18 protein-coding genes, 1 tRNA gene and 1 pseudogene are annotated in these 19,815 nt (G+C 70.9%); 5 read left to right on the top strand and 15 right to left on the bottom strand.

Annotation, left to right across the window (positions count from 1 at the left end):
• Positions 1–65: 65 nt before the first annotated feature.
• Complete coding sequence (locus ACR9Y5_RS09810) at positions 66–1,031, bottom strand: DMT family transporter (protein WP_481297787.1); 966 nt, start codon at positions 1,029–1,031, stop codon at positions 66–68.
• Between the two features lie 40 nt (positions 1,032–1,071).
• Here ACR9Y5_RS09810 and def point away from each other — a divergent pair, with 40 nt between their 5' ends.
• Positions 1,072–1,638, top strand: a complete 567-nt coding sequence (gene def, locus ACR9Y5_RS09805; RefSeq protein WP_481297786.1) for a peptide deformylase — start codon at positions 1,072–1,074, stop codon at positions 1,636–1,638.
• Positions 1,639–1,705: 67 nt separating this feature from the next.
• Here def and ACR9Y5_RS09800 read toward each other — a convergent pair whose 3' ends face one another.
• The 3 genes and pseudogenes from ACR9Y5_RS09800 to ACR9Y5_RS09790 all read right to left on the bottom strand — a co-directional run bounded on the left by ACR9Y5_RS09800 (position 1,706) and on the right by ACR9Y5_RS09790 (position 2,965).
• On the bottom strand, positions 1,706–2,167 hold the full coding sequence (locus tag ACR9Y5_RS09800) for a sensor histidine kinase (RefSeq protein WP_481297785.1): 462 nt from the start codon (positions 2,165–2,167) through the stop codon (positions 1,706–1,708).
• Between the two features lie 115 nt (positions 2,168–2,282).
• Positions 2,283–2,585, bottom strand: a pseudogene (locus ACR9Y5_RS09795) (sensor histidine kinase); the annotation flags it as partial.
• A 68-nt stretch (positions 2,586–2,653) separates the two neighbouring features.
• On the bottom strand, positions 2,654–2,965 hold the full coding sequence (locus ACR9Y5_RS09790) for an SHOCT domain-containing protein (RefSeq protein ID WP_481297784.1): 312 nt from the start codon (positions 2,963–2,965) through the stop codon (positions 2,654–2,656).
• 187 nt (positions 2,966–3,152) lie between these two features.
• Here ACR9Y5_RS09790 and ACR9Y5_RS09785 point away from each other — a divergent pair, with 187 nt between their 5' ends.
• The 3 genes from ACR9Y5_RS09785 (at position 3,153) to ACR9Y5_RS09775 (ending at position 5,385) form a co-directional block, all read left to right on the top strand.
• Entirely contained in the window at positions 3,153–3,356 is a 204-nt protein-coding gene (locus tag ACR9Y5_RS09785; protein ID WP_481297783.1) for a hypothetical protein, read from the top strand.
• Between the two features lie 83 nt (positions 3,357–3,439).
• A complete protein-coding gene (locus ACR9Y5_RS09780; protein ID WP_481297782.1) occupies positions 3,440–4,726 on the top strand; it encodes a sensor histidine kinase in 1,287 nt (428 codons plus the stop codon).
• The gene (locus ACR9Y5_RS09775; protein WP_481297781.1) at positions 4,723–5,385 is read left to right on the top strand and encodes a response regulator; all 663 of its coding nucleotides are present in this window, start codon (positions 4,723–4,725) and stop codon (positions 5,383–5,385) included. Before ACR9Y5_RS09780 ends, ACR9Y5_RS09775 begins: the two co-directional genes overlap by 4 nt.
• A gap of 74 nt (positions 5,386–5,459) precedes the next feature.
• Here ACR9Y5_RS09775 and ACR9Y5_RS09770 read toward each other — a convergent pair.
• The 11 genes from ACR9Y5_RS09770 to dusB form a co-directional block, all read right to left on the bottom strand.
• A tRNA-Asn gene (locus ACR9Y5_RS09770) sits at positions 5,460–5,532 on the bottom strand.
• A gap of 78 nt (positions 5,533–5,610) precedes the next feature.
• On the bottom strand, positions 5,611–6,609 hold the full coding sequence (locus ACR9Y5_RS09765; RefSeq protein ID WP_481297780.1) for a D-isomer specific 2-hydroxyacid dehydrogenase family protein: 999 nt from the start codon (positions 6,607–6,609) through the stop codon (positions 5,611–5,613).
• The gene (locus tag ACR9Y5_RS09760) at positions 6,606–7,478 is read right to left on the bottom strand and encodes an ATP-binding cassette domain-containing protein (protein ID WP_481297779.1); all 873 of its coding nucleotides are present in this window, start codon (positions 7,476–7,478) and stop codon (positions 6,606–6,608) included. The genes ACR9Y5_RS09765 and ACR9Y5_RS09760 overlap by 4 nt, the downstream gene beginning before the upstream one ends.
• A 10-nt stretch (positions 7,479–7,488) precedes the next feature.
• The gene (locus tag ACR9Y5_RS09755) at positions 7,489–9,177 is read right to left on the bottom strand and encodes an ABC transporter ATP-binding protein (protein ID WP_481297778.1); all 1,689 of its coding nucleotides are present in this window, start codon (positions 9,175–9,177) and stop codon (positions 7,489–7,491) included.
• Positions 9,174–10,244 carry an ABC transporter permease gene (locus tag ACR9Y5_RS09750; RefSeq protein ID WP_481297777.1) on the bottom strand — a complete coding sequence of 357 codons (1,071 nt, stop codon included), beginning with the start codon at positions 10,242–10,244 and terminating at the stop codon, positions 9,174–9,176. Before ACR9Y5_RS09750 ends, ACR9Y5_RS09755 begins: the two co-directional genes overlap by 4 nt.
• Position 10,245: 1 nt before the next feature.
• A complete protein-coding gene (locus tag ACR9Y5_RS09745; protein ID WP_481297776.1) occupies positions 10,246–11,343 on the bottom strand; it encodes an ABC transporter permease in 1,098 nt (365 codons plus the stop codon).
• 93 nt (positions 11,344–11,436) lie between these two features.
• Entirely contained in the window at positions 11,437–13,062 is a 1,626-nt protein-coding gene (locus ACR9Y5_RS09740; RefSeq protein WP_481297775.1) for an ABC transporter substrate-binding protein, read from the bottom strand.
• A gap of 195 nt (positions 13,063–13,257) precedes the next feature.
• Positions 13,258–15,165, bottom strand: coding sequence for a DNA primase (gene dnaG, locus ACR9Y5_RS09735; RefSeq protein ID WP_481297774.1), 1,908 nt, complete (start codon positions 15,163–15,165; stop codon positions 13,258–13,260).
• Positions 15,166–15,224: 59 nt separating this feature from the next.
• Complete coding sequence (locus tag ACR9Y5_RS09730; RefSeq protein WP_481297773.1) at positions 15,225–16,481, bottom strand: DUF4282 domain-containing protein; 1,257 nt, start codon at positions 16,479–16,481, stop codon at positions 15,225–15,227.
• A 90-nt stretch (positions 16,482–16,571) separates the two neighbouring features.
• A complete protein-coding gene (locus ACR9Y5_RS09725) occupies positions 16,572–18,029 on the bottom strand; it encodes a deoxyguanosinetriphosphate triphosphohydrolase (protein WP_481297772.1) in 1,458 nt (485 codons plus the stop codon).
• Positions 18,019–19,209, bottom strand: a complete 1,191-nt coding sequence (dusB, locus tag ACR9Y5_RS09720; protein ID WP_481297771.1) for a tRNA dihydrouridine synthase DusB — start codon at positions 19,207–19,209, stop codon at positions 18,019–18,021. Before dusB ends, ACR9Y5_RS09725 begins: the two co-directional genes overlap by 11 nt.
• Before the next feature lie 33 nt (positions 19,210–19,242).
• Between dusB and ACR9Y5_RS09715 the strand changes: the two genes are divergently transcribed.
• Positions 19,243–19,761 (top strand): aminoacyl-tRNA deacylase, encoded by a 519-nt coding sequence (locus tag ACR9Y5_RS09715; RefSeq protein ID WP_310129191.1) that lies wholly within the window; start codon positions 19,243–19,245, stop codon positions 19,759–19,761.
• Positions 19,762–19,815: the final 54 nt, after the last annotated feature.

The following is a 19,815-nucleotide window of genomic DNA, read 5'->3' as shown; positions in this document are numbered from 1 at the left end:
CGGATGGCGAATCCGGCGACGGCGTTCGCGGCCCGGGCTCGTGTTCGCCCGGTCGGTTCAAGCGCTTAGTCTAAGCCGCTTTGACTCGCGACGTCCGCAATGCGGTCGGCCACCGGCGCGTCCGAGGCGCTCTGCGGGTGGTACTTCGCGAGCCGGAATACGCCGAGGACGGCGACGGCGCCGGTGACGGCGAATCCGACCATGGCCCACCACGGCGCGCCCGCCGCCTCGTTGAGGACGACGATGCCGATCGTGACGGCGACCATCGGGTCGATCACGGTGAGCCCGGCGATGACGAGGTCGGGCGGCCCGGACGAGTAGGCGTTCTGGACGAAGTAGGCGCCCAGCACCGCCGCGAGCAGCAGGGCGACGATGCAGGCGACGAGCAGCCAGTCCCACTCCTGGTTGGAGATGCGGTCGATGGCCACTTTGGCGAGCGTCGCCACGAAGCCGTACAGCACGCCGGCGCCGACGATGTAGATGATCGCCTTGAAGCGGTGCCGGAGGAACGCGAACAGCACGCCGAAGGCGATGAGCACGACCGCCAGGATGATCAGGATGACGATGAGCGCTCGGCTGGTCACCGGCAGGTCGCGTGCGAATACCGCCGCCAGCAGCACGAACGCGCCGACACCGCTGACGCAGAGCGTGACGGCGATCACCGACTGGTGGTTGAGCTTCACACCGCTCACCCGGGCGTTCAGGATGCTCGTGATGACCAGCCCGACGACGCCGAGCGGCTGTACCAGGATGATCGGCGAGAGCTTCAGGCTGACCAACTGGAAGACGATGGAGAGACCGAGCAGCAGCGTCCCGATGACCCACGACGGCCGCGCGAGCAGGAGCCCGAGCTGGCGGGGGTTGAGCCCGCTCTCGGCGCGCCCCGCGGTCGCCTCGACCTTCGCGACTCCGTGGTGCTGGAGCTGCGCGCCGACGGACAGGAACACGGCACCGACCAGCGCGACCGGGATGCCCAGGAGCTGGCTGGGCTGATAGGACAGGTCGAAAGCGTCCATCAGTTCCGTACCCACCCCACGACCCTACCGGGAATGATCCGGATAGTCTTGCTGAATGGCCGTCCTCCCCATCCGGATCACCGGTGACCCCGTCCTGCACTCCCCCGCCCGTCCGGTCGCGGAGATCGACGACGAGATCCGCACGCTGGTGGCCGACATGTTCGAGACCATGGACGAGGCCCCCGGCGTCGGGCTCGCGGCGCCCCAGGTCGGAGTGCCCCTGCGCCTGTTCGTCTACGGCTGGACGGACGACGACGACGTGCTGCACCGCGGGGTCGCGATCAACCCGACGCTCTGGCTCAGCCCCGCCGCGGTCGGCGAGCCCGACGAGGACTCGGAGTCCGAGGGGTGCCTGTCGTTCCCCGGCGAGCGGTTCCCGCTGCGCCGGTCGCAGAGCGCCATCCTGCAGGCGACCGACCTCGACGGCGCCGCCTACGAGGTGCGCGCGGAGGGCTGGCTCGCCCGGATCTTCCAGCACGAGTACGACCACCTCGACGGCATCCTGTACGTCGACCGGCTGACGCATCCCTACGGCAAGGCCGCACTCAAGACGCAGCGCAAGAACAGCTGGGGCGTGCCGGGGCTCAGCTGGCTGCCCGGACGCGACCACCTGGAGGACTGAGCACCGCGAAGCGGGCGTCCGGCGAGTATCGCCGGCGTCAGCGTCGCCGGCGTCAGCGTCGCCGGCGTCAGTGCCCGAGATCGACCCCGTGCACTCCGTTGTGGTGGCGGAGCGCCGGGAACACCACCGACAGGGTGAAACCGACGCCCGGGATGGTCTGCGCGGTGAGGGTGCCGCCGAACAGCGCCGCCCGCTCCCGCATCTCGATGATCCCCGCGCCCTCGTAGTGCTCGGTCAGCGCCTGCACGTCGTCGCGGATCGTGTACGCCGTCGCCTGGTCGACGCCGTCGCGGTCGAGTCCCAGGCGGCGGGCGGCCGCACGGATGCCGTCGTCCTCCACGCTGACCTGGAGGCCCTGGGCCGTCCAGGAGAAGGCGACGGACGCGTTCGTGCCGGGTCCGCCGTGCTTCAGCGCGTTCTCGAGGCTCGTCTGCAGGATGCGGAACACCGCGAGCTCCGCCCCCTGACGGAGCTCGAAGCGCTCCCCGTTCTCGCGGAACGTGACCGCGAGCCCGGCGTCGCGGAGCACGCGGAACAGGTCGCGGGCCGAAATGGAGGCTCGGCTTCGGCAGTGCCGCATCCTGCGCTTCGCGGGCGACGGCCTGCAGCCGGCGGAGGTCGCCGAGCGCATCCCGGGCGGCGGTCTCGAGGGCGCCGACGGAGCGCACGGCCGCCACGGGGTCGGCGTCGGCCGCATAGCGGACACCTTCCGCCTGGGACACCAGCCGCGAGACGGACTGGATGGCCACGTCGCCGAGGTCGCCGACGATGCGGAAGCGCCCGGCCTGCTCGGCAAGGTCGAGTTCGCGGTCGACGCGGTCCCACTCCGACTCCTGCCGGGAGTCGCGCAGCCTGATGCGGCGGGCGCGCTCCGTGAGCCACAGCACGAGGAAGAGGAGCGCGACGACCGCGGCGGCGATCGCGGCCACCAGGGCGATGACCTCCATCACGCCTCCTCTCCGCCGCGCGCCGCGCGGCCCGGTCGATCCTACCGGGCCGCGCGGGGCGGGGATCCTCAGGCGCTGTCGCGGTTGGCGCGAAGCACTTCCAGGCGGGCGCGGTACTCCTGCTCGTCGATGTCCCCGTTGGCGTAGCGCTGGGCGAGCGTCTGCTCGGCGGAGCGGGTGGCGCCGCGCGGGCCCCAGCCGTCGTAGCCGCCGCGCATCGCGGCCGCCCGGCGCCACCGGCGTCCGGCGAAGGCGAAGATGAGCGCGAACACGAGGATCCAGAAGATCGGGATGAAGATCCACCACCAGCCGATGAACGGCGGCCCGTAGTGCACGACGCACGGGGCGGCGGCGACGGCGGTGGCCAGTGTGCTGAGCATGATGTGTCCAATCGATGAGGGTCCGCGACTCTCGCGGACAGCACTGTCAGCCTCGTCCGCGGCGCGCTTCCGCGAATCCGCCTGCGGGTGCGTCGCCGGGTACTCCCCGGGGAGCACGTGGGGGCACGGCCGCGTCTAGGGAGACGCCGCCTGTCGGAGCGCCGGCGCACCGACGTACGATGCGCGCATGGAGCACGAAGACGCACGGCACGACGACCGCAGCACCGGGGAGCCGGACGACGAGGTCCAGGCGTACGAGAACGACGATGCGGAGAATCGCGAGTCGCTCGAACGGGAGGCGGGCCTGACCTCGTTCGGCGGCCCGACCTTCGGGCACCTGTTCGACCGCCATCCGGACGACGGCGGTTTCAACGCGCAGAACAACCCGTGAGGCGCCCGGGTACTCCCCCGGGAGTACCCCCGAGACACCGTTGGGCCGACGTCCGCACAGGAACCCCTGGCTAGCATGAGGAGATGCCCTGGAACGCGCCCGCCGATCGAGGCGGAGACGTGCGCTCCGGAAGCTCTGACCTCCCGGTGACCACGGCCAGCGGCGGCTGGGGACGGCCGCCCTGGACCGACCGCGGCCGGCCACGGGGTGCGCGCTGGTTCGCGGTCATCGTCGCCGTCCTGATCCAGTTGCCGGGGGTGGTTCTCGCCGCACATGACGGAGCGACGGATCCCGTCACCCTCGCCTTCACACTGCTCGCCTTCGCCGCCTCGTTCCTGCTCCTCGCCGGGCGCAGCCATCCCGGCCTCACGGTGGTGCTGGTGGCGGCCCTGTGCGCGCCGGCCATCGCGGTGACGACCGGTCCCCCGTTCTCGGCGGTCCCGCTGGCGTTCGCCGTGGTCGGCGCCGTCGTGCGCGGAGCCCGCGTCTGGGCGTGGTGGACGCTCGCCGGTTTCGCCGTCGCCGGACCGGCGGCCGCGTACCTGCTGCGCGGGCAGCCGGCCGCCATGATCCGCCCGCTGATCGTCGCGCTGCTGCTGTGCCTCCTGGTCGGAGTCGGCGAAGCCCTCCGCAACCGGCGGGAGCGGTACCGGGAGGTGGCCCGCTCGGTCGCGGCACGCCGGGAGGCCGCCGCGGAAGCCGAGCGGCTGCGGATCGCCCGAGAGCTCCACGACGTGCTCGCGCACTCGCTGTCGCAGATCAGCGTGCAGGCCGGCGTGGGCCTCCACTTGTTCGACTCCCGTCCTGAGAAGGCGCGAGAGAGCCTGGAGGCCATCAAGACCACCAGCAGCCAGGCGCTCGAGGAGGTGCGCGGGGTGCTCGGCTTCCTCCGCGGCCCCGACGGGTACGCCGCCCGCTCCCCCGAACCCGATCTCGCCCGCGTGCCCGTACTCGTGGAGACGTACCGGAAGGCGGGGCTGCTGGTCGAGTACCGGCCCGAGCTGCACTCGGCACCGTCCGCCGCGACTCAGCTCGCCCTCTACCGGATCGTGCAGGAGGCGCTCACCAACATCGGACGTCACGCGCAGGCGAGCCGTGCGACGATCGTGCTGACGGAGGAGCCGGGCTGGTACGTGCTGACCGTGCAGGATGACGGACGGGGTCTGCCCGGCGATGCCGCTGCCGCCGACACGGGCAGCACCGGTCGCGGCATGCTCGGGATGCGCGAGCGCGCCGAACTGCTCGGTGGCACCTTCGAGGCCCGGTCACCGGCCGGGGGCGGCCTGCTGCTGGAGGCGCGCATCCCCGCCGCCGTTCCGGCCGCGTCCTCCCGACCCTCCTCACCGACGCATCCGGGCGGCCTCTCGTGATCCGCGTCGCGCTGGCCGACGACCAGCACCTGGTCCGGGCGGGCTTCCGTGCGCTCCTCGAGGCGGAGGACGACATGGACGTCGTCGGGGAGGCGGCGACCGGCCGCGACGCGGTCGACCTCGTCCGCCGGGAGCATCCCGACGTGGTGCTGATGGACATCCGGATGCCCGACGGGGACGGCCTCTGGGCGACCGGTGAGATCGTCGGCGATCCCTCGCTCGCCGGGACCCAGATGGTGATCGTGACGACCTTCGAGCTCGACGAGTACGTCGCCCAGGCGATCGTCGCGGGTGCGAGCGGGTTCCTCGTCAAGGACACCGAGCCCGTCGAACTCATCCGCGCGGTGCGCGTGGTCGCCGCCGGCGACGCCCTGCTGTCGCCCGGAGTGACGCGGCGGCTGATCGAACGCGTGTCGGGCGGCCTGCGCCCGGCCCCCGACTCCGCTCGGCTCGAGCAGCTCACGGAGCGCGAGCGCGAGGTGCTGGCTCTGGTCGCGCACGGTCTGACCAACACCGAGATCGGCGAGCGGCTGTATCTGAGCCCGCTGACCGCGAAGACCCACGTGTCGCGGATCATGACGAAGCTGGATGCGCGCGACCGCGTGCACCTGGTCGTGCTGGCCTACGAGACGGGCCTCGTGCAGCCCGGCTGGCAGTAGCCGAGCCGACGGGATGCGGTTGCCCGGGAACCAGAAAACCCCGGTCTTCCGCAGAAGACCGGGGGTTTCGATCGCTCCCCGACTTGGACTCGAACCAAGAACCTGCCGGTTAACAGCCGGCTGCTCTGCCAATTGAGCTATCGAGGAATGCTTGATCAGCGAAGCTACTCTAGCAAGATTCGCCGCCGCTCCGGAAATCGGGACGGCATCCCGGGTGCGTCGAGGTCAGTAGCCCGCCTTCGGGTCGACGACGCCCACGAAGCGGCCGTCGTCGAGGAACGCGCGGACGTTCAGACGGATGCGCTCCGCCAGCAACGGCGCCGTCATCTCGGGGGTGTCGGCCTGGTGCGGGGTGATGACCACGTTCGGCTCGTCCCACAGCGGATGGGCGTCCGGCAGGGGCTCGGGATCGGTGACATCGAGGCCCGCGCCCGCGATCGCACCGTCGCGCAGGGCCTCCACCAGGGCGTCCGTGTCCACCAGGCCGCCGCGTGCGATGTTGACGAGGTAGGCCGTGTCCTTCATCGCCGCGAACTCCTCCGGCCCGAACAGGCGGCGCGTGCCGTCGGTGAGCGCGGCGGCGATCACGACGAGGTCGGCCGACGGCAGCACCTCGCCGAGGTGCGCAGCGGTCACCGTACGGGCGGCGCCCGGGACCGGCGACTCGGACCGGCGGACGATCGTCACGCGGACGCCGAACGGCTCCAGCAGCCGCATCAGCTCCAGCGCGATCCCGCCCGCTCCGACGATCACGACGTCGAGGCCGTAGAGCGAGCGGCCTTCGGGCTCCGTCGCCCACGAGCGGGCGCGGATGCGCTTGGGCAGCATCCGCAGCAGCGCGAGGCTGAGCACGAGCGCGTGCTCGGCGACCGGCTGCGCATAGGCGCCCTTGGCGCTCGTCCAGACGAGCCCGGGCCGGTCCTCGTCCGCGATGATGCGGCTGAACGCATCCACACCGGCGAAGGGAAGCTGCACCCAGCCGATTCCGGGATGCGCCTCCAGCACGGGCGGGAACGCCGCGGCGTCCTTGTTCGACAGCCACACGACGCCGCGCGTGCGGTCCGACAGCGGTTCCACCGTGCCGCCGGCCGCCTCGACGGCGTCGACGAACTGCCGCTCGGGCGTCGGCAGCACCGCGATCGGGCCCGGTTCGGGGCGTCGGTCCTCGGGCAGTGCCGTGACCTCGTCCGCGAGCACCGCGCGGTGCCGTCCTTCGCCGTTCATCCGTTCTCCTTCGTCGTCGGGCGTGCCGCGGCACGCTGCGGTCGGCGTTCCGTGCGCCGCTGCGGCGGGTTGAGCGCGCGGGCGAGGCCCGCGACGAAGGGGTGCGCCGGGTCGGCGAGCACCTCCTCGATGGGCCCGTAGCCGACCGGCCGGCCCGCTTGAAGCACGAGCGATACGTCAGTCGCACGCCGCAGCACGGCCAGATCGTGGCTGACGACGACGGCCGTGAAGTCCTTGTGCTCGCGCAACTGTGCGAGCAGATCGATCACCGCGTCGCGCACGGTCGCGTCGATCCCCGCGGTCGGCTCGTCGGCGATCAGGATGCTGGGCCCGAGCACGAGCGCCCGTGCGAGGGCCACCCGCTGGCGCTGCCCGGAGCTCAGCTCGTACGGGTACTTGTTCAGCACGCTGAGGGGCAGGTGGACGGTGTCGAGCATCGTCGCCGCGCGCTCCCCCGCGGCCCGCCTCGGGTAGTGCTCGTCGCGTTCGAAGATCGGGAGCGCGACGTTGTCCTGCACGCTGAGCGAAGGCTCCAGCGTCGAGCCGGCCTCCTGCGGCAGGTAGCCGACGTGGAAGGTCACCTCCGCCAGGTCGCGCTTCCTGGCCTTGCGCAGCCGGTGCCCCAGCACCGACGCCTCGCCCCCGCTGATCCGCGGGCCCGGCTCGGACGCCCGCGCCGGCAGCACACGCCCGGCGAGCACCTGCGCGAGCGTGCTCTTGCCGGACCCCGTCTCGCCGAGGATGCCGAGCACCTGGCCCTGCTCCAGGCGGAAGGTGACCCCGCGCAGGGCGACGCACGAGGCGCTCGGGCCCCGCGCGGGGTACTCGACGGACAGGTCGCTGACGGCGATGGCGGGCTCGGAACTCACACCCTCGACCCTAGGCGCTCTGCGTCTGCAACCGGTGAAGCTCCTCCCGCCGGTCGGCCTGTTCGATCGGATCCGGCACGGGGAGGGAGGCGAGCAGCCGCTGCGTGTACGCCTCACGGGGGTTGCCGAGCACGTCGGCGCCGGTCCCCTCCTCGACCAGCTTGCCGCGGTGCAGCACTGCGATCCGGTCGGCGAGGAGGTCGACCACGGCCAGGTCGTGGCTGATGAACAGCGACGCGAACCCGAACTCCTTCTGCAGGTCGGCGAACAGCTCCAGCACGCGCGCCTGCACCGACACGTCGAGCGCGGAGGTCGGCTCGTCGGCGATCAGCAGGGTCGGCTCGAGCGCGAGCGCCCTCGCGAGGCTGGCGCGTTGGCGCTGGCCGCCCGACAGCTCGTGCGGGAACCGGTCGCCGTAGGCGCGCGGCAGCTGCACCGCCTCCAGCAGCTCGTCGACGCGGCGGCGCGCCTCGAGGGGATTGGACGCGCGTCCGTGCACGACGAGCGGCTCGGCGACGCACTCCGCGATGGTGAGCAGCGGGTTGAAGCTCGACGCCGGGTCCTGGAACACGAAGCCGATGTCGCTCCGCACCTTCCGGAACTGCCGCTCGCGCACGCCGTTCATCTCCAGGCCCAGCACCTCGAGCGAGCCGCCGGTGACCTTGTTCAGACCGGCGATCGCGCGCCCGATGGTCGTCTTGCCCGACCCGGACTCGCCCACCAGGCCGAGCACCTCGCCGGGGCGGATGTCGAACGAGACGCCGTCGACTGCGACGAAGCCGGGACGGCCGAGCCGGCCCGGGTACTGGATGCGCAGATCGCGCGCCTGCACCACCGGCGCCTGGTCCGGGCGCTCGGCCCGCGCGATCGCGCGGTCCTGCGTCGCGACCAGGCCCTGGCCGATCTTCGGGACGGCGGCGAGCAGCTTCTTGGTGTAGTCGGCCTGCGGCGACGCGAACAGCGTGCGCACGTCGGCCTCCTCGACCAGCTTGCCCTGGTACATCACCGCGACCCGGTCGGCCAGGTCGGCGACGACGCCCATGTTGTGGGTGATCAGCACGATTGCCGCGCCGAACTCGTCGCGGCAGCGGCGCAGCAGGTCGAGGATCTCGGCCTGCACCGTCACGTCCAGCGCCGTCGTCGGCTCGTCGGCGACGATCAGCCCGGGGTTCAGCACCAGCGCCATCGCGATCACGATGCGCTGCTTCTGACCGCCCGAGAACTGGTGCGGGTAGTACTTGACCCGCTTCTCCGGCTCCGGGATGCCCACCCGGCCGAGGATCTCGACCGCCTTGGCCTGCGCCTCCTTCTTCGACAGCTTGCCGTGGGCGCGAAGCCCCTCGGCGATCTGCCAGCCGACCGGGTACACCGGGTTGAGCGCCGTCGACGGCTCCTGGAAGACCATCGCGACATCGGTGCCGCGCACTTCCCGGAGGCGGCGCTTGTCGATCGAGACGATGTCCGCCTCGGTCTGCCCGTCGCGGCTGCGCAGCACCACGGTGCCCGAGGCGGTCGCGGTCTCCGGCAGCAGGCCCAGGATGGTCTTCGCGGTGACGGTCTTGCCCGAACCCGACTCGCCGACGATCGCGAGCACCTCGCCCGGTCCGACAGTCAGGCTGACGCCGTCGACCGCCTTGACGGCGCCGGCGTCGGTGGAGAAGGAGACCGACAGGTCGTCGATCCGGACGACGTCGCTCATGGACGCACCTCGATTCCGTGCTCGTCGAAGGACTCCCCGCCCTCGAGGCCGTCCACCCCGCCGGGGCCGGCGGTGAGGGTTCCGCCCGGGACGACCGAGGTCTCGGCGACCTCCCCGGACGCGGCGGCGGCGCGGCGGCGCCCGCGCAGCCGCGGGTCCGCCAGGTCGTTCAGGCTCTCGCCGACGAGCGTGATGCCGAGCACCACGAGCACGATCGCGAGGCCGGGATAGATCGCCGTCCACCAGATGCCGCTGGTCACGTCGTCGACGGCCTTGTTGAGGTCGTAGCCCCATTCGGCCGCCGCGGTCGGCTCGATGCCGAACCCGAGGAAGCCGAGGCCGGCGAGGGTGAGGATCGCCTCGGACGAGTTCAGCGTGAAGATCAGCGGCAGCGTGCGGGTGGAGTTGCGCAGCACGTGACGGGACATGATGCGGGCGTTGCTCGCGCCGACCACCTTCGCGGCCTCGACGTACGCCTCCGCCTTGATGCGGACCACCTCGGACCGGATCACCCGGAAGTACTGCGGTATGTAGACCACGGTGATCGAGATCGCCGCGGCCAGGATGCCGCCCCAGAGGCTCGACTGGCCGCCGCTGATCGCGATGGCCATGACGATGGCGAGGAGCAGCGACGGGAACGCGTAGATCGCGTCGCAGACGACGACGAGGACGCGGTCGAGCCAGCCGCCGAAGTACCCGGAGATGAGGCCGAGGAACACGCCGAGGAAGATCGACAGGATCACGGCGACGATGATCACCAGGATGGCGGTCTGCGTTCCCCAGATCACCCGCGAGAACACGTCGTACCCGCCGGAGGTGGTGCCCCAGATGTGCGCGGCGCTCGGCGGCTGCTGAGCGCCGAACGACTTCCCGTCGGCCTTCGACTGCGCGAAGCCGTACGGCGCGACCAGCGGCGCGAAGATCGAGAGCAGGACGAAGACGGCCGTCAGGACCAGTCCAGCCACGAGCATCCCGCGCTGGAGCCCGACGCTCTGCCGCAGCTGGTGCACGACGGGCAGGCGGTCCCAGAGGGGACGCTTGCGGGAGGTGAGCGATGCCGTCGACATGTCAGTACCTCACTCTCGGGTCGATGAGGGCCGCGATGACGTCGACCACGAAGTTGGTGAGCGTGACGATCACCGCGAGCAGCACGACCATGCCTTGCACGGCCACGAAGTCGCGCGCCTGCAGGTAGTGCACCAGCTGGAAGCCGAGCCCCTTCCACTCGAAGGTGGACTTGGTCAGCACCGCGCCGCCGAGCAGCAGCGCGATCTGCAGGCCGATGACCGTGATGATCGGGATGAGCGCAGGACGGTAGGCGTGCTTGCGCAGCAGCCGCGACTCTGTGACGCCGCGCGAGCGCGCCGCATCCACATAGTCGGTGGACAGCGTCCCGATGACGTTCGTGCGCACGAGGCGCAGGAAGATGCCCGCCGTGAGGAGGCCGAGGGCGACGGCGGGGAGGATCGCGTGCAGCAGCACGTCGCCGACCACCGCCGGGTCACCGGTCTGGAAGGCGTCGATCAGGTAGATGCCGGTCTTGTTCTCCAGCGTCTGCATCTCCAGCTCCGAGCTGGTGGATGCGCGGCCGGAGACCGGGAGCCAGCCCAGCCAGATCGAGAAGACGAGCTTGAGCACCAGTCCGACGAAGAACACCGGGGTCGCGTAGCAGAGGATCGCGAACACGCGGAGGCTCGCATCCTGAGCCCTGTCGCGGAAGTACGCGGCGACGAGGCCCAAGGGGATGCCGACGACGAACGCGACGATGAGCGCGTAGAACGCGAGCTCCAGAGTCGCCGCGCCGTAGGTCAGGAGCACCTGGGTCACCGGCTGGTTGTCGGTGAACGTGGTGCCGAAGTCCCCGCGCAGCAGCTGCCCGAGGTACTCGAAGTACTGCACGATGATCGGCCGGTCGTACCCGGCTTCGTGCACCCGCTCGGCGAGCTGCGAGGGCGGGAGCTTTCCGCCCAGCGCCGCCGTGATCGGGTCGCCGGTCGACCGCATCAGGAAGAAGACGACGCTGACCAGGATGAAGATGGTGGGGATGATGAGGACGGCGCGCACGAGGATGTAGCGGCCGAGGCCGCCTCCCGATCGCCGCTTCGCCTTCGTCCGTTCGGGACCGGGGGCCGTTCCCGCGCCCGCGGTGCTGACAGTCGCTGTCATGGAAGCCAATCGTGGTGGTTCGTGGAAGGGGGTGGCTCGCTACGTGAGCGAGCCACCCCCCGGTCGGCTCAGAGCTGGTGGCTCCGCGCCTTCTTACTTCGAGAGCGCCGCGTAGCGGAACTTGAACGACGGGTCGAGCGTCTTGTCGGCGCCCTTCACGTCCTTGCCGACGACGGCGACCTGCGCGCCCTGCAGCAGCGGCAGGGTGCTGAGGTCGGCGCCGACCTTGGCCTGGATCTCCTCGATCAGCTTGGTGCGCTCGGCCTTGTCGGTCGTGCCCGCCTGCTTCGCGATGAGGTCCTGGACCTCGGCGTTGTCGTAGTGGTTCGCCAGGAAGTTGTCCTTGATGAAGAACGGCGACAGGTAGTTGTCGGCGTCGGAGTAGTCCGGGAACCAGCCCAGCTGGTACGCCGGGTAGACGTCGTTGGTGCGGTCCTTGGAGTACTGCACCCACTCGGTCGACTGCAGGTTGACCTTGAACAGGCCACCGTTCTCCAGCTGCTCCTTGACCAGCGCGTACTCGTCACCGGAGGACGGGCCGTAGTGGTCCGGGTTGTACTGGAGGTTCAGCGAGACCGGGGTGGAGACACCGGCCGCCTGGAGGGTCTGCTTCGCCTTGTCGAGGCTGGGGCCTCCCTTGCCGTCGCCGTAGAGGTCCTTGAGCACCGTGGTGGCGCCGGTCAGGCCGTCCGGGACGAACGAGTAGAGGGGCGTGTAGGTGCCCTTGTAGACCTGGTCGGCGATCGCGGAGCGGTCGACGAGGTCGGCGGCCGCCTGGCGCACTGCGAGGGCCTTCTTCGCGTCGGCGTCCGACGTCGTCGCGCCGAAGGGCTGCGTGTTGAAGTTGAACACGATGTAGCGGATCTCGCCGCCCGGGCCCTTGACGACCTTCACCTTGTTGTCGTTCTCGAGGCTCGCGATGTCGGTCGCCGAGAGGCTGCGGTAGGCGACGTCGATGGCGTTCTTCTGGATGTCGAGCTTCAGGTTCGACGACTCGGTGTAGTACTTGACGTTCACCTTCGCCGTGGCCGGCTTGCCCAGGAGGCCCTTGTAGCCGTCGAAGGCCTTGTAGGCGATCAGGTTGTTGAAGTCGTAGCTGGTGATGTCGTACTGGCCGGCGAACGGGTGACCCTTGACGATCGTGTTGTCCGGCGTGACCTTGTCGGCCGAGAAGACCTGCTCGTCGACGATCGGACCGGCAGGGCTGGACAGCACCTGCGGGAACGTCTGGTCGTTCGGCACCTTCAGCTTGAAGACGACGGTGGTCTTGTCCGGCGTCGACACGCTGTCCAGGTTCGCCAGCAGCGACGCGGGACCGTTGGGGTCGTTGATCTTGAGCTGGCGGTCGAAGGTGAACTTCACATCCGACGACGTGAGGTCATGGCCGTTCGCGAACTTCAGGCCCGGCTTCAGCTTGACCGTGTACTCGGTCGGGGACGTGAAGGCCGCGCTCTCGGCGATGTCCGGCTTGACGTCGGGGCTGCCGTACGGGGTGTTCAGCAGGAACGGGTAGACCTGGTTCATGACGGCGAAGGAGCCGTTGTCGTACGAACCGGCCGGGTCGATCGAGGTGATCTTGTCGGTCGTGCCGATGGTGAGGGCGCCACCGCCTCCGGAGCCGTTGTTGCTCCCCGAGCAGCCGGCGAGCACCAGTGCCGCGGCCGCGAACGCGGCGGATACGGCGAGCAACCGCCGTCCGCCGTTGTGTGCGGATGTCATATCCGAATACCTCTTCCTGGTGTGGGATGCGCGGCGGCGTCGTTGCAGGCGTGCGTGATCGCCGATCGCGTGAGAACTTTCCTAGCACGGAATGCTCATGGACCCCGCATTCGGATGCGGATCCGGGCGTGATCTTTACACGGACGCAACAAAAGAGCGCTCATCCGCGCAGTTCGCGGAGGATTTCGTCTGCCGTCACTCGCCGCGGAGCCGGCGCCGTTCCGTCTCGATGGCGACCATGGCGATCGAGATCTGGCGACGCAGCTCCGGGTCCTCCGTGCGGCCAAGACGCGAGGTGAGCTCCGCCTTCTCGCGCAGCAGGTCGCGGTCGATCAGCCCGTCGACGATCGAGCGGGCGTAGGGCCCGGGGTCACCGCCCTGCGGCAGCTCGGCGACCGCCAGAGCGTTCACCGTCGGGGCGTACGCCTGCGGGACCTCCGCGAGCACGCGATCCACCCAGCCCGGCTGGGCCATCGTCGGGAGCTGACTCGCGATGGCGTCCCGCACCACCGCGTGCGTGGGGTTGGTGAAGGGCACCTGCACGGCGCGCGCGGCGCGCTCCTGCCCGACCTCGCCCGGCAGCTGCAGGAGCACCATGAGGCTCTCGCGCTCGGTGCGCTGTGTCGGGTCGGTCGGCTCGGTCAGCGGGACCGGGCGCGATGCACGGTCGCCGGGCCGATCGTCCGGGTACCCGCTCGACGCGGCGCCGGGGCCGCCGCGGGAGCCGTCACGGGCGTCTGCGCGCCCGTCGCGCCCGTCGCGGCCGCCGCCGCTGCCGCCGCTGCGCTGGGCGGCGCGGACCGCTCGGATCGCGTCCTGGAGGTCCGCCCCGGAGAGACGGGCGAGCTCGCGGGTGTAGCCGTTCTGCGACGCGGGGTCGCGGATCGTCGCCACGATCGGCGCTCCGGCGCGCAGGGCCGCGGTTCGTCCCTCCACCGAGTCGAGGTCGAAGCGTTCGACGACCTGGCGGATCATGAACTCGAACATCGGCTTGCGCGCGTCGATCATCCTGCGCACGGCGTCGTCGCCCTTGCTGAGCCGCAGGTCGCACGGGTCGAGCCCATCCGGTCCGACGGCGACGTAGGTCTGCGCCGAGAAGCGCTGCTCCTCGCCGAACGCGCGCGTCGCCGCCTTCTGGCCGGCGGCATCCGGGTCGAACGTGAAGATGACCGACCCCTGGCTGTTGTCGTCGCCCATCACGCGGCGGATCACCTTGATGTGGTCGACGCCGAACGACGTGCCGCATGTCGCGACGGCGGTCGTGATGCCGGCGAGGTGGCAGGCCATCACGTCGGTGTAGCCCTCCACCACGACGACCTGGTCCTGGCGCGAGATATCGCGCTTGGCGAGGTCGAGGCCGTAGAGCACCTGAGCCTTCTTGTAGACGGCCGTCTCCGGGGTGTTCAGGTACTTGGGGCCCTTGTCGTCCTCGAGCAGCCGCCGCGCGCCGAAGCCGATCGTCTGCCCGGTGACGTCGCGGATCGGCCAGACCAGCCGGCCGCGGAACCGGTCGTAGACGCCCCGGTCGCCCTGCGACACCAGACCGGCCGCCAGCAGCTCCTCCGGGGTGTAGCCCTTGCTCCGCAGGTGCTTGGTCAGCTCGTCCCAGCTCTTCGGCGCGAAACCGACGCCGAAGTGGGCGGCCGCGACCGCGTCGAAGCCGCGCTCACCGAGGAAGCGGCGACCCGGGTCCGCATCGGGCGCGGAGAGACGCTCTCGGAAGAACTCCTCCGCCGCCGAGTTGGCGGCGAGCAGGCGCGCACGGTTTCCGCTGCTCTCGGAGGGACCGCCGCCACCCTCCTCGTAGTGCAGCTGGTAGCCGATGCGGGCGGCCAGCCGCTCCACCGCGTCCGTGAACGAGACGTGGTCCATCTTCAGCAGGAACTCGTAGACGTCGCCGCCCTCGCCGCAGCCGAAGCAGTGGTACCGGCCGACGCCCGGGCGCACGTAGAAGCTCGGGCTCTTCTCGTCGTGGAACGGGCAGAGGCCCTTCAGAGCGCCGACCCCGCCGGTCTTGAGGCTGACGTAGTCGCCGACGACGTCGCCGATGTTGGTGCGGGCCTTGACCTCTTCGATGTCGCTCTGTCGAATCCGGCCGGCCATGCTTCGATTCTAGTGAGCCGGACCGACGCTCATCCCGCGAACCGGGGCCCGGCCTCCCGTCACTCCCCCGGCGGCCGCCGCCGGCGCGTGTTCTGGGCGATCTCGATGATGGCGCAGAACACCTCGATCCCGACGCGCAGCAGCAGCACGGAGAGCATCGCCCCGACGAGCGTGATCAGCACGCCGAACAGGAAGACGAACGCCCCGATCGGCGAATGCGTCGCGATGGCCGACGTGAGCGAGTTCGCGAAGCCGACCACGATCCCGAGGCCGATCAGCACGAGCCCGACCACGTACACCGGGCCGGCCAGCTTCCGTGTCACGTAATTGGTGAACGTGAAGTCGAACAGCGACGAGAAGAAGCGCGAGTCGTCCAGGCGGTCGGCGAGGTCGTGGACGGTGCGCCCCTGGTGGGCGGCGTGGGGTTCGGTGGGGTGGGTGCCGGTGGGGTGGGCGCTCGCGGGGTGCGACTCCGGCTGACTGGTGAGGGGGGTCGTCGCGGCAGCATCCGTCGTTGCGGCGGACCCGGCGATTCGGCCGGGAGCCGCGTCGGAAGCGGCCCCGGTAGCTGTCGCGGACGCCACATCCTCCCGCTCCTCGCCCGAAGCGGCGAACGGCGCCGGATCGGGCCCGGCGGCGACCACGTCGGCGGCCTCCGCGGGTACCTCATCGGCGGCCTCTGCGTGTACCTCATCGGCGACCTGTGCGGGTACCTCATCGGCGGCCTGTGCGGGCCCGACCGCGGGTGCGCCCGCGGGCACCTCCCCGTAGAGCTCGGCAGCGGTCGGCAGGCGCTTGGTGGCCGCATCGCCCGTGGCGTCGCCGGTCGCGTCCGCCGACGCGGGACCCGTCTCCACCAGTGGTTCCGCCGGAGACGAGGAGGTGTCGGTGTCCGTGATCGACGGGGGCGCGAGCGGCTCCCTGGCCCCGAGGGTGGCGTCCATGATGCCGGGGGCCTCGCCTTCCGGGGCGATCGGGGCGGTCTTCGCGGTCGTCCGGCGCGTCCGCGGAGTGGTCGGCTTCTTCGTCGCGGACGCGGCCGTGCCGGCGGGCTTGCGGGCAGCCGGGGTCTTGGCGGCTCCGGCGGAGCCGGCGGCCGGCTTCGTGGCCGCGGGCTTCCGGGCGGCCGGGGCGGAGTCGGCGTCCGTGGTATCGGATGGTGCGGCCGCCGCGGAGCGGGAGCTCGAACGAGCGGCACCGCTCCCCGTGGACGCGCGCGGCGCGCGGCGGGGAGTCGCCGGCGTCGCCGGGCTCGCCTCCGCTTCTCCGCCCTGTTCGGGGCGGTCGCCGTCCGACGGTGGTAGTGCGTTGCTCATTCGTCTCCTCCCGAAGGCCTGACCTCAAGCATTCTGCACACGGTCACCGGTTTCAACCCCGGTCGTGCGCGCATCCCGTCGGCCGCCCCGTCAATGCTGCACGAGTCGTTCGTACCAGCTGAGCGCGGACTGGTCCGTCAGGCTGGCCACCTGATCGACGATCACGCGGAGGCGCTCCTCGTCGCTGCCGGCGTCGCGCCAGTCCTCCGCGAACCCGGGGTCGAGTTCGGCCGGTCCGCGCTGGTAGAGCAGGTCGGCCAGCGTGGTGAGGATCTGACGCTGCTGCGCGTAGATCGGCTGGCGGGTGTTCCGCGACATCACGAAGGTCGCCACGATGCCCTTCAGCACGGCGATCTCGGCGCGGATGCCGAGCGGGACGACGACATCGGCGCCGAAGCGGATGAGGTCGGTGCGGCCCGCCGCCTCTTTCGTGGCGTGGACGGCCGCGTGAGCGAAGCGCCCGATGAGCTGGCTCGTGAGGTTCTTCAGGCGTGCCTGCGAGCGGCGGGAGCCGTCCCAGCCGTCGAGCCAGATGTCCATGCTGTCGAGCCGGTCGAACGCCTCGATGAGCTCCTGGTGGCTGACCTCGCCCCCGACCCACTCATGCATGGACTCGACCAGGTCTTCGTGGTCGACTCGGCTGCCGAGCGCGGCGACGTCGATGTAGCCGTTGACGACAGCGTCCTCGAAGTCGTGAACCGAGTAGGCGATGTCGTCGGAGAGGTCCATGACCTGCGCCTCGATGCAGCGCTGGCGGTCGGGCGCGCCGGCGCGCATCCACTCGAACACCGCCCGGTCGTCGGGGTAGAAGCCGAACTTCGCGCGTCCACTCGGGTCGGCGACCGACGACGTCGCCGGCCACGGATACTTGCAGCTGGCGTCGAGGCTCGCACGCGTCAGGTTCAGCCCGTACGGGCGGCCATCGCGGCCGAACACCTTGGGCTCCAGGCGCGTGAGCAGCCGCAGGGTCTGCGCGTTGCCTTCGAAACCGCCGATGTCCTCCGCCCACGAATTGAGCGCGCGTTCGCCGTTGTGGCCGAACGGCGGGTGCCCGATGTCGTGCGCGAGGCACGCGGTGTCGACGATGTCGGGATCGAGGCCGAGGCTGTTGGCGAGCTCGCGCCCGACCTGCGCCACCTCGAGGGAGTGCGTGAGCCGGTTGCGGGCGAAGTCGAGTCCCGCGGTGGGGCTCAGCACCTGCGTCTTCGCCGCCAGGCGGCGGAGCGCGCTGGAGTGCAGCAGGCGCGCGCGGTCGCGCGCGAAGTCGCTCCGGCGGTTCGAGTGGTGCTCCGGCAGCCACCGCTCGCGGTCGTGCTCGGTGTATCCGGCCTGCGCCGATGCATCGCTCGCCGCTGCGTCGTGCGCTGATGCATCGTGCGTCGATGCGTCGTGCGCCGATGCGTCGTGCGCTGATGCATCGTGCGCCGATGCGTCGTGCGCCGATGCGTCGTGCGCTGATGCGTCGTGCGTCGATGCGTCCTGCGCCGATCTATCGGCACCCGCTGCGTTCGCCGCCGCGCGCGTGCTCGCCGCCACCTCATCCACCACTGTTGTGCACCTCCGCGTCGGCGACCTCGGCGCGCTGCACGCCGTCGAGGTCGCGGCTCTGCAGCCAGCCGTCCGGCAGCGCCGGGCGCTTGGGAGAGCCGGCTCGTCCGCGCTGGCCCTCGGCGGCCTCGCCCGGATACTCCTGCTCCCCGTCGAGGGTGGCGAGCAGGTCGTCGAGGTGCTGCAGCGTGTCGACGGTCGCGAGGCTGGCCCGCAGGTCGCCGCCGACCGGGTATCCCTTGAAGTACCAGGCCACGTGCTTGCGGATGTCGCGGCAGCCGCGCTCCTCGCTCTCGAAGAACTCGACCAGCAGCTCGGCGTGACGGCGGAACGTCTGCGCAACCTGCCCCAGCGTCGGACGCGCCTGCGCGGCGTCGGCCTCGGCCTGGCTGAGCTCGCCGGCGCGGGCGCGGAACGCCGCGGCCAGGTCGCCGAACAGCCATGGGCGGCCGAGGCAGCCCCGACCGACGACGACTCCGTCGCAGCCCGTCTCCTCCACCATCCGGATCGCGTCGGCGGCGGACCAGATGTCGCCGTTGCCGAGCACCGGCGTGGAGGTGACCGTCTCCTTCAGCTTCGCGATCGCCGACCAGTCGGCGTGGCCCGAGTAGAACTCGGCGGCCGTTCGAGCATGCAGGGCCATCGAGGCCACGCCTGCGCCCTCGGCGATGCGCCCGGCCTCGAGATAGGTGAGGTGGTCGCCGTCGATGCCCTTGCGCATCTTGATCGTGAGCGGGATGTCGCCCGCGGCCTGGACCGCGCCCTCGACGATCTCGCGGAACAGCCCGAGCTTCCAGGGCAGAGCCGCTCCACCGCCCTTGCGCGTGACTTTCGGCACGGGGCAGCCGAAGTTGAGGTCGATGTGGTCGGCGCGATCCTCCGCCACCAGCATGGTGACGGCCTCGCGGACGGTCTTCGGGTCGACGCCGTAGAGCTGGATGGAGCGGGGCGTCTCGGACTCGTGGTGGGTGATGAGCCGCAGCGACTCGGGCGTGCGCTCGACGAGCGCCCGCGATGTGATCATCTCGCTGACATAGAGCCCGGCGCCGAACTCGCGGCAGAGCCGCCGGAACGCCGTGTTGGTGATCCCGGCCATGGGTGCGAGGACCACGGGCACGTCGAGCGCCAGCGGACCGATGGTCAGCTGGGGGGCGTGGCTTATCGTTGCAGTGGTAGACATCTCACTCGATTCTCCCAGAAAGCGTGCTGAGCTATGGCCGAGAGCCCGGAATCCGTGGAGTACTCCCCCGACGGCGGTCCTGTTGACGAAGGACGGCAGCGCGTTGCGGCGGATGCTGCGGCCCGTGGCGTCGAGATCCGGATCGTCGAACGGCCCGCCGCCCGCAGCCTCCACGAGGCCGCCGAGCTGCTCGGCATCCAGCCCGGAGACATCGTCAAGACGCTCGTGGTGAAGCGCAGCGACGACACGTTCGTCTTCGCGCTCGTGCCCGGCGGCCGGAAGATCGCCTGGCCGAAGCTGCGCTCGGTGCTCGGCGTCAACAAGCTGCAGCTGCCCGACGCGAGCGTGGCCCTCGCCGCGACCGGTTACGAGCGCGGGACCATCACCCCGTTCGGCAGCACGACGGCGTGGCCGGTCGTCGCCGACGCGACGATCCCCGGACGCACGGTCTCGATGGGAGCCGGCGAGCACGGCTATTCGCTGTACGTCGACGCGGACGCCCTGATCGCCGCCTTCGGCGCCACGGTCGCCGACATCACCGACCCCGAGTAGCGGCCGCGGCGCGGCTGGCGCCCTTCCTCCCTTGCGCCCTTCCTATCGAGGGGT

Source organism: Leifsonia sp. KNZ13-11D (genome assembly GCF_056754895.1).
The sequence above is the reverse complement of the archived record's forward strand: the minus strand, read 5'-3'. Positions and strand labels throughout refer to the sequence as shown.

Bases quoted from the DNA above. Each gene is read 5' to 3' on its own strand.
- def (WP_481297786.1), top strand. From the start codon at position 1,072: ATGGCCGTCCTCCCCATCCGGATCACCGGTGACCCCGTCCTGCACTCC.
- ACR9Y5_RS09790 (WP_481297784.1), bottom strand. From the start codon at position 2,965: ATGCTCAGCACACTGGCCACCGCCGTCGCCGCCGCCCCGTGCGTCGTG.
- ACR9Y5_RS09785 (WP_481297783.1), top strand. From the start codon at position 3,153: ATGGAGCACGAAGACGCACGGCACGACGACCGCAGCACCGGGGAGCCG.
- ACR9Y5_RS09780 (WP_481297782.1), top strand. From the start codon at position 3,440: ATGCCCTGGAACGCGCCCGCCGATCGAGGCGGAGACGTGCGCTCCGGA.
- ACR9Y5_RS09765 (WP_481297780.1), bottom strand. From the start codon at position 6,609: ATGAACGGCGAAGGACGGCACCGCGCGGTGCTCGCGGACGAGGTCACG.
- ACR9Y5_RS09755 (WP_481297778.1), bottom strand. From the start codon at position 9,177: ATGAGCGACGTCGTCCGGATCGACGACCTGTCGGTCTCCTTCTCCACC.
- ACR9Y5_RS09750 (WP_481297777.1), bottom strand. From the start codon at position 10,244: ATGTCGACGGCATCGCTCACCTCCCGCAAGCGTCCCCTCTGGGACCGC.
- ACR9Y5_RS09745 (WP_481297776.1), bottom strand. From the start codon at position 11,343: ATGACAGCGACTGTCAGCACCGCGGGCGCGGGAACGGCCCCCGGTCCC.
- ACR9Y5_RS09740 (WP_481297775.1), bottom strand. From the start codon at position 13,062: ATGACATCCGCACACAACGGCGGACGGCGGTTGCTCGCCGTATCCGCC.
- dnaG (WP_481297774.1), bottom strand. From the start codon at position 15,165: ATGGCCGGCCGGATTCGACAGAGCGACATCGAAGAGGTCAAGGCCCGC.
- ACR9Y5_RS09730 (WP_481297773.1), bottom strand. From the start codon at position 16,481: ATGAGCAACGCACTACCACCGTCGGACGGCGACCGCCCCGAACAGGGC.
- dusB (WP_481297771.1), bottom strand. From the start codon at position 19,209: ATGTCTACCACTGCAACGATAAGCCACGCCCCCCAGCTGACCATCGGT.
- ACR9Y5_RS09715 (WP_310129191.1), top strand. From the start codon at position 19,243: ATGGCCGAGAGCCCGGAATCCGTGGAGTACTCCCCCGACGGCGGTCCT.